Genomic DNA, 11,594 nt, shown 5'->3' with positions numbered 1-11,594 from the left:
GTCCCCCCCCCCCCCCCCGGCGGGCTGGCCATGGGATGCGAGATCGCCGGTTTTGAGCATCTAGCGGTGGTGGAGTGGGATAAATGGGCCTGCGACACTGTCAGAGAAAACCAGAGGCGCGGTTATCCGCTTCTGGCGGGTTGGAATCTGCACGAGGGAGACGTGCGCGCGTTCGACTGGTCTTCGATCCCGCAGGATATCGAACTGTTAGCAGGAGGGCCTCCATGTCAGCCGTTTTCAATTGGCGGCAAGCATAAAGCGGATCAGGACAATCGTGACATGTTCCCAGCGACGGTCGAGGTCATTCGACGTCTGCGGCCAAAAGCTTTCATCGTGGAGAACGTCAAGGGCCTGACGCGCTCGACCTTCGCGAACTATTTCCACTACATCCAGCTGCAGCTTGAGTTTCCCGAATTGCCGCCGCGTCAGGATGAAGAGTGGGTCAATCATTTGGCACGCTTGCAGGTAGAAAAAACTTCAGGTAAACGCAAGGGCAGGGGACTGACGTACAACGTGATCCCGACGTTGGTGAACGCGGCCGACTATGGGGTGCCGCAAAAGCGTGAGCGCGTGTTTATCATCGGGTTTCGTGATGATCTCGGTATCGAGTGGTCTTTTCCCGCGCCGACACATAGCCACGATGCACTGCTTTACGATCAGTGGGTTACTGGAGCGTATTGGAAACGACACGGTGTTGCGCAGCCGAAGATGCCCGCTAGGGTGGCGACACGCGTGGCAAGGTTGGCCCGAGCCGAGGAGCCGCCGAGGACGCTTCCATGGCGTACGGTACGCGACGCGATCCAAGGTCTGCCAGACCCAGAGTCTAGTGGAGCCTCGCGTTTGCCTAATCATGTATTTCAGCCAGGCGCACGTGTCTATCCGGGACATACCGGAAGTCCCTTGGATCTGCCGGCTAAAACATTGAAGGCGGGTGACCACGGCGTTCCCGGTGGGGAGAACATGTTGGTGAGGAAGGATGGAAGCGTTCGCTACTTCACCATCCGTGAGAGCGCTCGTATCCAAACCTTTCCCGATGGTTTCCGTTTTCATGGAAGCTGGACTGAGACCATGCGCCAACTTGGAAATGCTGTGCCAGTGGTTTTGGCGCAGCGTGTGGCGACCAGCGTCGCGGAGCAATTGGCATTGGCTGAATTGGCCCGGCTCACCAAGATCGAACAAAGTATTAAAAGGAAGCGCGCGTGACGGGTAAAGTTATTCCATTTAATCCATTGGATAAAAAGAATCTTGGTGCCAGCGTGGCCGAGGCCCTGTTGACTAAGGAGGCGCACCTGCTTGGTAATCTGCCGGTGTTCGAAGGGGCTGGGATCTATGCGATCTATTACACAGGGGACTTTCAAGCGTATCAGCAAATTTCCCGTCTAAATAGCGACAATAAGTTCCTGCTTCCCATTTATGTTGGCAAAGCGGTTCCTGCTGGTGCGCGAATGGGGGGCAGTGTGGGATTGACTGCGGGAAAAGTATTGTATCAGCGCCTCAAAGAGCACGCAGAGAGCGTCAAGGCAGCCGAGAATTTGGATATCAAGGATTTTTACTGCCGCTTTTTGGTGGTGGATGACATTTGGATCCCACTTGGGGAGTCACTTATCATCGCCAGGTTCACGCCAATTTGGAACTCGCTGATTGACGGCTTCGGTAATCACAATCCCGGCAAGGGGAGGCACGCGGGTATGCGGCCGCGTTGGGATGTGTTGCATCCAGGACGTGGCTGGGCGATGAACTTGGCGGAACGTCTGGAAACTGCGGCTCAGATCGCCCAGGATGCGGAAACTTACCTAAGAGTTCTGCCCGCTTGCCTGTCGGGACAATTCATTGAGGCCCAAGGCGAATAGTACTAAAGGCGCGTTGTGAGGCGGGAGCTAAAGCATGTGCCTGTCGGCTTCAGAGGACGAGACGAGGGATAAATTCTAGTCGGTTAGGAGACTAAAGCGCTGACGCTTGCTTGATGGGATGGCGGTTGGAGGACACATGAGGACATAAGTGTTCGAAGCGCGCAGATGGCCCGTATCAAGAACCGCGACACGAAGCCAGAAACGCGTGTTCGTAGAGCGCTTCACGCGGCCGGATTGCGATATCGTTTGCACGCGAAGGATTTGGTCGGAAAGCCTGACATCGTCTTTCGAGGTCACCGGATAGTTTTATTTGTCCATGGATGCTTCTGGCACCAGCATCCGGATCCGAATTGCAAGCGCGCTCGGATGCCAAAGTCGAAACTCGATTTCTGGCGCCCGAAATTCGAGGGAAACAGATTGCGGGACGGAAAAAACTGTTCCACGCTAGAGGCCGAAGGTCGGACCGTCATTGAGGTGTGGGATTGTGAGGCCAATTCTGATTGCTTACAACAACTAATCGCAGGAATTCCGGCGTTAAACCCGCCTGGAATAGCGAAGAATAAAATTCGGTCCAGAGCCGAAATAAAGGTGGTGAAATGACACAGGAATTGGATATCACACCCACGCCTCGGGTACTGCAAATGCTCGGCGAAATCAATCTCGAGCAGTGGCGTTGTTTGGCCGAGCTTATCGACAACTCCATTGACGGCTTCATTGATGCTGCGAGGGATGGCGCACCGATTGCCCAACCGGAGATCGCTGTCAGCATGCCAACCGCCGACACCGAAAACGCGCGAATATCTGTGAAGGACAACGGTCCCGGCATGTCCTTAGAGACTTTGGAGAACGCTCTTCGAGCGGGTTGGTCTGGTAACGATCCACTATCAAAGCTTGGACTGTTCGGCATGGGCTTCAATATAGCCACTGCCCGGCTCGGTATCGTGACGGAGGTCTGGACAAGTCGACGAGGCGATCCAGAGCAGATTGGTGTTCGTGTGGATCTGGATGAGCTTCGATCCTCCGGGAACTACAAGGTGCCGCGGCAGACCCGAGCCAAAGCTAATCATGAGGATCACGGCACGGAAATCGTCGTCACACGTCTTAAGCCGGAGCAGCGCGCCTACTTAGCACGAGCGAACAACCGCACGACTATCAAGAAACATTTAGCCAAGACGTACTCGGCGCTTTTGTCCAATTCGGAAGCGGGCGCGATCCGACTGATGTTGGGCGGCGCGAGGGTCATGCCGCTCAGACCCTGTGTCTGGGATGCGAGCCGGTCGATCGAGCTTCCTGATGGCACCGTCGTTAGCGCGGTGGAGCAATTTGATGTCGCTCTTGCTCCTAGGCGATATTGCGGACACTGCATGCGCACGTTGACGACCGACCAAGAGCAATGCCCGACCGGAAGCGCGCATTGCGCCATCGTGGAAACCCCACGAAGGGTCAAGGGCTGGGTTGGCATCCAACGATATTTGGAAAAAACAGATTTCGGTATCGACTTCATCAGAAACGGTCGGAAAATTGAGATCGGGAGTAAGGATCTTTTCGTCTGGAACGATGGGGAGACTCAAGAGGTCGAGTATCCGATCGATGATCCGCGAAGCCGAGGTCGCTTCATAGGCGAGATCCACCTCGACCATTGCCAAGTGAGCTATACCAAAAACCGCTTCGAGCGCGATGATCCAGCGTGGAATGAGATGGTTCGGGTTGTCCGCGGCGAAGGGCCATTGCGGCCCAACACCGCACGTCAGAAGGGTTTCGATGGCAATCAGAGTCCGCTATACAAGCTTTTCCAGGCCTTCCGCCGCACCAGCCCTCAAGGCAAGAATGGTCTGTGGTCTCGGATCATGGTCGTCCAAGACAATGATCGCGCCCTACAGATGGCTGGCTTATTCGCCAACGCCGACGCCGACTATCTGACGGACGAACGTTGGTGGCAGCTTGTTGAGGAGCAGGATGCCAAAATTCTCGGCGACACGTCTGGCGCTGGCGAAGGGGCGACGATTCCTCCGGGCTTTCTTGGGGGTGATCCCAATCCGCAAGGTCCAGGCGGCGACGCCCCCCCGATCGGCGAACAGGTTCCTGACGCATCCCCGGTAGCGCCCGCGCCTATCTTCGTGCGGCGGCCGATATTTGAACTGACCCGCAAATACATTCATCCCACCTACCGCGCAGAGTTTGACGTGGAGGCTTTCTCCGTTGATCGAACTGATCCACAATTACCAGCGGGTCAGCCGTGGGCGGTCCGCCTAGATAACGTCGCTACACGGACTTATTCGTATCTCGTCGATACTGCACATGATGTTTTTCGATCTTCGACGATGACTCCCCTCGACGCTTTGCTGGTCGATTTGACCTATCGCACGATCGAGTTTCTTCGCGGGCATAGCCAAGATGCCACGCCGGCAAGTGTCCTCGCTGATTTTCGGGCTGAGTATTGTGGTGACACTCGCCTTGATGAACAGGAAATCATCGCCCTCGCGGGCAGTATTCTGAGCGATATCTGCCGTTCTGTGGCGGGTCTTATCGACGGCCAATCCGCCGAGGCCATGTATGAGGAGCTGTCCGACCGCGAAAAGGAGGGCATCGCTCGCAAGATGGCCGGCCGCGGCGTCGCCGATCCGCGAGCCTTGATCTTGGATGGCCGGTATTGGGACTACGCGGACGGTGGCACAGTCCGTCGATTGTTCATGCGCCATCCTGAGCTATTTCTTGATGGAAAATACTGGGAGGACGCATACGTTGGCCTTGACTTCGGACCCGCCGAGGTGACAAACGATGCGAAGGCGGCAACCATCGCACGTTATGACGCGTACCTGATTGATGCCATTTGGCTCGCTGATCAAACACCAGCGGATCTGGCGCGGGCCTCACGCGACACCGTGATCCGAGCGACTTGTTCGCTCCGGCTTCTCAGACCGGATGTTGCGGTGTGATAGCAGAACCCTTCCTCAACACCCAGCGCTTGCTGCGGGGACCATGGCAAGCTTTTGAGCGGGATGTCGCTCGGCTGTTGATATGCAATGGGTTTGAGGATGTCAGGCTCATTGGTGGTTCGGGTGACGCCGGCGCCGATGTCCTCGGGGTCAAGAACTCGGAGTTGTGGGTAATCCAGTGCAAATTCACAACCGGCGGATATCCATCACCTACGGCTGTGGATCAGGTTGGCGAAGCGGCGCGTTACTATCAGGCGGATCGGCTATACGTCGCCACAAGCCGTCGCGCCGGACCCGCGATGCAGGCGTCGATTCGCCGCTGGGCCGCGTTAGGTATCGAGATCGGTATTCTTGAGCCGGCGACTTTATTGGAGATGGCAAGACGTAGCCCGGAATACCCTCCCAGCAGGCGCGATCTTCGCGATTATCAAGTCGAAGCCGTGGATCGTTTTGTCGGATCTCTACGCGAAACGGGTCGCGGACAGGTGGTTCTCGCAACTGGACTTGGGAAGACCGTCGTCTTGGCGGAGAGCATCGCACAGCTCTTCCGCGATGAGGCGATCCCCGGGGGACGGGCATTGGTGCTCGCAGGCACCAGGGAATTGGTCGATCAATTGCAGACGGCATTTTGGGATCAGCTTCCAAAATGGATACCGACGCACCGCCTGATTGGTGGCGAGTTTCCGAGCGACTGGAATGGCATCACGTTCGCGACCGTTCAAAGCGCTGTATCTCGCCTTGATGAGTTACCAGATTTCGGGGTCGTGATGATCGATGAGGCGCACCATGTCGGCTCTGACACCTTCCGTCGTGTGACGGATAAAATGGCGGAGGCAATGATCGGGGGCGTCACAGCGACACCTTGGCGGGGTGACGGCTATGATATCGATCACTTGCTGGGTCCGCCTGTCGTGCGGATTGGTATTGCTGAGGGCCTGAGACGAGGATTTCTTTGCGAGGCGGATTATCGCCTGCTTGCCGACAACATCGATTGGTCGTTCGTGCGATCGCACTCGCGCAACAGCTATTCGATCACGCAGCTCAACAAGCTCTTGCTGCTGCCAACTCGGGATGAGGAGGCGGCGCGCGCGATTCGGGACACCTTCGACAAGGAGTTCCGGCGCTCGGCGATAATATTCTGTTCCTCTGTAACGCATGCCACAAGCTTCGCGGCTATGCTGAGACTGTTCGGCTTTCGCGCTGAGCCAATCACCGGCGACATGACGTCACGGGAGCGTGATCGGACAATGGCGGCCTTTCGAAAGGGCTCACTCGACGTTGTCACAACTCGCGATTTGTTCAATGAAGGTGTCGATGTACCTGACGTTGACATGATCGTCTTCATGCGCGTCACTCACAGCCGGCGGATTTTTGTACAGCAATTGGGGCGCGGTCTGCGCATCAGCCCGAAAAAAAGGAAAGTCGTCGTTCTCGATTTCGTTAGCGACCTGCGCCGCCTAGCGGAAGTTGTTGAGCTTGAGAAGGCCGTCCGAGGGGACGTCGAGCGGCTGCGTTTGCCAGGAGTCATTCAGTTCCGTGACGAGGGAGCCGGTTCATTCATGCTCGATTGGATGAAGGACCAGGCCGATCTGTTTACCCGTGAGGGCGATCCAACACTAGAATTGCCTGCCTTCGATTTTCCTGCGCCTCATACCTGGGGCGGAATTCAATGACTTCAATCTCAACGGCCCTACGTGACACCCTAAGGGACAAACTCTGGCAGCAGTGCGATGACCTTGGTTGGATGTCGCTTCAGGACGTCGAGCGAGCGCGCTATTATGAGCTTTGGACGCGGGATGCCTCAATTGGCGGTCAACTTGCCCATGTGATGGATGCCCGAAAGGTGCGCGTCTATATCAAGGATTCCTTAGTAAAGCCCTATCTCAGGTCGCGACTGTCGTTAAACGAAAGCGAAGTCTGGCGCTTACTTGGGCTGACTAATGCCGATCGCGTCGTTCATGTTTATATCAAGCCACATGGACGTAGGACCGAGGATGGTCGGGTCATCGGATGGGGTAGAAGTCGTGACTGGAAATCTGTCCTGATGGCGGTCTTCGAGCGCGGTCGTGCTCAAAGCTCATTTACCTCATTCGGTGTCGTCTTGCTTGAAAGCGGGAAGACTGAAGCAGAACGATCTCGCAACCTTGTTAGAGAGGCTGCACAGAGGCTTGGGATTGAGAAACTGGTTTGGTTGGAGTAACGATGAGAGATAAATATCCGGGCTGGTATCCAAAGTCGATGATCGAGGCCTCAGCATTGTGGGAGAACGCTATTTTCGTCCCCGATGCGAATGTTTTGTTGCACTGCCTCCGTCATCCCGCCGCCGTTCGCGAAGAACTTTTGCGGCTATTCGATGCGCTAAAAGAATCTCTGTGGATTCCATATCAGGTTGGGCTGGAGTTTCACCGGAATCGCTTGGATGTGGAGCTAGGCGCGCAGGATGCATACGACGTCTTGGTCAAAGATCAGGAAGCAACGATTGAGAAGGCGCGCGAGCGGCTCAAACAGCTTCGCGCTCATCCAACGATAAGCGTGCCCAAGGAACTAGCCGCCTTGGATATGTTCTCTGCGGATTTTCGCGCGCGTATGGCAGCCTCGCAAGCTTCACATCCGACTGCGGACATCGCGGCCGCCGTCACGCGCCTGACGCAACTCTTAGATGGCCGAATTGGTGATAAATGGAAGCCCGAACAGCTCGCCGCACTTAAGAAAGAGGGTGAGGATCGCTATGCGAAGAAGATCCCGCCTGGATACAAGGACGCGAAAAAGGATGCGGGCGAGTTCGATAAGTACGGTGATCTGATTATTTGGAAGGACATGATCGGCAAGGCGAAGACTGACAAGCGGCCGATCATTTTCATTTCAGATGATGCAAAGGAAGACTGGTGGTGGATTCATAAGGGTCGAAAGCTGGGTCCTCGCCCCGAGCTGATCGAGGAATTTCAAGCCGGTTCGGATCAGGACTTCCACATCTACGAGTTCGCCCAATTCTTAAGGTTTGCGGCGGAACGCTTCCCAGAGATCCAGGCGGGTGTCGGTCAGGTGGAGAAGAGCTTGCAGGACGACGAACGTGCTCGCAGGAAGCAGAATGAGGTGGCGGAAGCGATTGAGACCCAGGCGAAAGTTCGAGAGCTTGAGGATGAACGAGATCAAATCGTCGCTGTGTTGTCCGGCGCGCCGGGCGCCTGGATGCCAATCTCTCCTGTTGATAGGTCCGCCCTCAGGGCACGCTTGAACGAGCTGAGTGTGGAATTGGATTCCCACCATCGGGGGCATGAGGAGGCGCCAACTTCTCCGGTGGATCGAGCCGAAGTCTCGGCAAGCTCGGAGGGCTCACCATGAGCTGCGTCTTGCTCATGCCGGCGGGCCCCAACGGTCATGAATAGGATCGGCCATGGAGAAGATCGAGGAATTCGTCGATCAACGGCAGAAATCGTTGTGCATCCATTGTGCGCGACCCCTCATAGGCCGGGAGCCCAGTGAGGATCACGCCCCCTCCGAAGGTCTTATCGCTAACCGACCTATAGGAGGCTGAGTATGGCGCACACCTTCACTACACTGCGTCATCCGCTTGAGAAGCTCCTCGAGGCCGAGCACTTTTTAGCGCGTCTGACGCGGGCTGACGGGATCATCTTTCAGTTCGAACTCAATGCTTTCTTGTCGGCCTGCCGCAGCGTGACCTTCCTCCTGCAGTCCGCCTTTTCGGACGTTCCGGGCTTCTCCGAGTGGTATGAGCAACGCCGCGCCGAAATGTCAGCGGACAAGGCGATGGGATTTTTCCTGAAACTACGAAACCTTTCCCAGAAGGCAGGTCCCGTCTCCTATGTGGGTGGGGCCCTTCTCGGTGGCGGCTGGACCTACCGATTTGTCCATGGCTCGGAGCGTGTGCCGGAGGCGCTACAGGGTAGGGACATCGGTAGCTGCTGCGCCGAGCAACTTCGTAAGGTTGCGGGCGTGGTTGCCGGTTGCGCGGACACTTTTCCGTTCGACTCCTGCCCCATGGCTGCTTTTACCGTCGAGGGCATGTCGCACCTCGGATACACCATGGAAGACGCGGAGCGGGCGATCGGTATGCCTGCCGGATACAGTGATGTGCCCGGCTTCGGGCCGGATGTGAAGCTGCACTACCTGAAGCGCGAGCTTGAGCCGCTCGACCGGGCGCCCCTACTTCGCATGGCCGCCGGCGAATTCATGTGCGGGGATGAGCGGTTGGCGTTCCCGGACTCACGAGGAGGCGATCTGGTCGACGATATGGCCGCGCTCATCGATCCAAGGAATCCTGACGGCGGCGGGATGCGCACGATTTTTCTTAGGGCCGTCGCGGCGCGTATTGAACGCCAAACCCTAGACGACGCTTGATCATGGGATCCGTCATGACGGCATAGCCTGTAGCGAAGAACGATCCTTGGTGCGCTTTGGAAGGGAAGCGGTGGATGGGTTTTATGGAAATTGATACGGCTGCTTGCCCGGTCTGGCGATAGATGACGAAAGGTGCTTTTCCGAAAACGCCCTCAAAAATCCAATGTTTTCAAGAGTGCCGTTTTCTGACGGTGTGCTTGACGGTATAGCGTCCCGAGAGAAATATTTTTTACAAGGAAATCAGTGGTTTATTGTCACAGGAAATAATCGAGTGGGATACTATTTTGTTCAACAAGACGCTAAAAATGCTTTGCTGGTGCACCAGATACAGAGGTGTTAAGCCTCGCGCAGTTGAACTACCTCTGCGCCGTTTCCTAACGAATCCAAGTAGTCTGCCCAACGTTGCATCATTCGCTTACGTTCCGGTAGGTGAGACGTGCGATTGTAGGCGCGACCATTAGGGTCACGCACAGCATGGGCCAATTGATGCTCAATCAGATCTACACGCTCTCTCAAAACTTCATCAAGAATAGTGCGCGCCATGGCTCGAAAGCCATGGCCGCTCATGACGTCTTTGCTGATGTCCATTCTCCGCATGGCTGACAGAATGGCGTTGTCGCTCATTGGGCGGCTTTTGGACCTCGGGCTGGGGAATATATACTGGCCATTGCCGGTGAGAGGCTGAAGTTCTTTTAGAATCTCTACGGCTTGCGTGGATAGCGGGACGATATGCTGTGTATTCGTTTTTGTAACCGTATAACGCCATTCGGCGGCATCGAGATCAATATGTGCCCATTCTGCTGCTCGCAGTTCCCCTGGCCTCACAAACACAAGCGGCGCTAGACGCAATGCCGCGCAGACGGTTGGCGATCCGTCATAGCCGTTCAAGGCTCGCAACAATCTTCCTACTTCTTTTGGATCCGTGATCGCCGCAAAATGTGTGCGTCTGCTCTTTACGGAGGGAAGTGCACCTCGAAGATCTCCTGTCGGATCGCGTTCGGTTCGTCCTGTTGCAACAGCATAGCGAAATACTTGTCCGCAATTGGCAAGCGCTCGGTGCGCTGTTTCTAGCACACCTCTACTTTCAATTTTACGGATTACGCTTAGCAGGTCAGGCGCGGTAATGGCGGCAATGGGCTTCCTCCCTAAATATGGGAAAACATCGTTCTCAAATCGTCCGACGATTTTTTCATAATGTGTCTTTGCCCATCCATCTTTGTGTGTGGATAGCCATTCGCGGGCGATGGCTTCAAAGTTGTTGGCGGCACGCTCCGCACCAGCAAGTTTCAAAGCTTTGCGGTTATCGCTGGGATCAATCCCACTGGCGAGCAGCTCCTTATTGTTATCACGTCTTTTGCGAGCTTCCTGTAGTCCAATTTCGGGATAGGTGCCCAAGGAGAGTAGTTTTTCCTTCCCTTGGAATAAGTATTTGAGTCGCCACCCCTTGCCGCCCGTTGGCGCAACTAGTAAGTACAATCCGCCGCCATCGGACAACTTATAAGGCTTGTCCTTAGGCTTAGCATTTTTAAGCTGTAAATCCTTAAGTGGTTCGGTGACTCTAGGCATTTTTAGGGGTAGCCATTTAGGGGTAAAGTGAAATTACCCCTAAAGCTACCCCTACCAATATCGGATGTCAACGGGCCATCTCGAACGGTAAAAAACAAAAAACCCGCTCAAGCACGAGGCTGGGAGCGGGTTTCTGGGTTTTACTGGACTTCTTCAAACCTGTATTTGGTGGTGATAGGTGGACTTGAACCACCGACCCCAGCATTATGAGTGCTGTGCTCTAACCAACTGAGCTATATCACCAAAAGCAAGCCCGTGATTATGCTGTCCGATCGAGCTTGTGTCAAGAGATTTAAGCCAGGGCTTGCTGTTTCATCAAGCCGCGCTTGCCGCTCCCTTCCAATCAATGCCCCAGCGCCTTGCGCACATGCGCCATCACGGCTTGCGTGGCGTCGGCCGCGTTGCAGTCGATGACGATGCGCTCCGGCGTCGAGCGCAGCCAGGTGATCTGGCGCTTGGCCAGTTGTCGCGTGGCAATGATGCCGCGTTCGCGCATTTCGGCGTGATCGTACTGGCCGTCGAGATATTCCCAGGCCTGGCGGTAGCCGACGCAGCGCATCGAGGGCAGGCCCAGGTGCAGGTCGCCGCGGGCGCGCAGCCTGCAGACTTCGTCGAGCAGGCCGTCGTTTTCCAGCATGAGGTCGAAGCGGCGCGCAATGCGCTCGTGCAGCACGGCGCGGTCGGACGGCTCCAGCGCCAGCGGCAGCAGCGTGAAGGGCAGCGCGGCCGCGGTCTTTTGCGTCAGCAAGGCCGACATCGGCTTGCCGGTCAGTTCGATGATTTCGAGCGCGCGCTGGATGCGTTGGCTGTCGTTGGGTTTGAGACGGGCGGCGGTTTCCGGGTCGAGCGTGGCGAGGCGCGCGTGCTGGGCCGGCACGCCGTC

The 11,594-nt window shown here is 56.1% G+C and carries 10 protein-coding genes and 1 tRNA gene; 8 read left to right on the top strand and 3 right to left on the bottom strand.

What is annotated here, in order from left to right:
• The first annotated feature begins 30 nt into the window (after nt 1-30).
• From HLUSI_RS26330 to HLUSI_RS30855, 8 genes are all read left to right on the top strand, one after another.
• A complete protein-coding gene (locus HLUSI_RS26330) occupies nt 31-1,203 on the top strand; it encodes a DNA cytosine methyltransferase (protein WP_016832100.1) in 1,173 nt (390 codons plus the stop codon).
• Entirely contained in the window at nt 1,200-1,850 is a 651-nt protein-coding gene (locus tag HLUSI_RS0100545) for an Eco29kI family restriction endonuclease (protein WP_016832099.1), read from the top strand. The genes HLUSI_RS26330 and HLUSI_RS0100545 overlap by 4 nt, the downstream gene beginning before the upstream one ends.
• A 144-nt stretch (nt 1,851-1,994) precedes the next feature.
• Nucleotides 1,995-2,450 (top strand): very short patch repair endonuclease, encoded by a 456-nt coding sequence (locus tag HLUSI_RS31195; protein WP_269147392.1) that lies wholly within the window; start codon nt 1,995-1,997, stop codon nt 2,448-2,450.
• The gene (locus HLUSI_RS0100540; protein WP_029362952.1) at nt 2,447-4,786 is read left to right on the top strand and encodes an ATP-binding protein; all 2,340 of its coding nucleotides are present in this window, start codon (nt 2,447-2,449) and stop codon (nt 4,784-4,786) included. Before HLUSI_RS31195 ends, HLUSI_RS0100540 begins: the two co-directional genes overlap by 4 nt.
• Nucleotides 4,783-6,459 (top strand): DEAD/DEAH box helicase family protein, encoded by a 1,677-nt coding sequence (locus tag HLUSI_RS0100535; RefSeq protein ID WP_016832096.1) that lies wholly within the window; start codon nt 4,783-4,785, stop codon nt 6,457-6,459. The genes HLUSI_RS0100540 and HLUSI_RS0100535 overlap by 4 nt, the downstream gene beginning before the upstream one ends.
• A complete protein-coding gene (locus HLUSI_RS0100530; protein WP_016832095.1) occupies nt 6,456-6,986 on the top strand; it encodes a hypothetical protein in 531 nt (176 codons plus the stop codon). Before HLUSI_RS0100535 ends, HLUSI_RS0100530 begins: the two co-directional genes overlap by 4 nt.
• A gap of 2 nt (nt 6,987-6,988) precedes the next feature.
• A complete protein-coding gene (locus tag HLUSI_RS0100525; RefSeq protein WP_016832094.1) occupies nt 6,989-8,128 on the top strand; it encodes a PIN-like domain-containing protein in 1,140 nt (379 codons plus the stop codon).
• 195 nt (nt 8,129-8,323) lie between these two features.
• A complete protein-coding gene (locus HLUSI_RS30855) occupies nt 8,324-9,145 on the top strand; it encodes a hypothetical protein (RefSeq protein WP_016832093.1) in 822 nt (273 codons plus the stop codon).
• A gap of 336 nt (nt 9,146-9,481) precedes the next feature.
• Here the strand turns inward: HLUSI_RS30855 and HLUSI_RS0100515 are convergent, their stop codons facing one another.
• The 3 genes from HLUSI_RS0100515 to HLUSI_RS26320 all read right to left on the bottom strand — a co-directional run.
• Nucleotides 9,482-10,711, bottom strand: coding sequence for a tyrosine-type recombinase/integrase (locus tag HLUSI_RS0100515; RefSeq protein ID WP_016832092.1), 1,230 nt, complete (start codon nt 10,709-10,711; stop codon nt 9,482-9,484).
• Nucleotides 10,712-10,877: 166 nt separating this feature from the next.
• Nucleotides 10,878-10,954, bottom strand: a tRNA-Met gene (locus HLUSI_RS0100510).
• A gap of 100 nt (nt 10,955-11,054) precedes the next feature.
• A partial coding sequence (locus tag HLUSI_RS26320) for a tRNA (adenosine(37)-N6)-dimethylallyltransferase (protein ID WP_016832091.1) occupies nt 11,055-11,594 on the bottom strand: 540 nt, incomplete at its 5' end.

The organism is Herbaspirillum lusitanum P6-12, from assembly GCF_000256565.1.
GTDB classification, from domain to species: Bacteria; Pseudomonadota; Gammaproteobacteria; order Burkholderiales; family Burkholderiaceae_D; genus Herbaspirillum; species Herbaspirillum lusitanum.
This window is presented reverse-complemented; position numbering and strand designations above follow the sequence as displayed.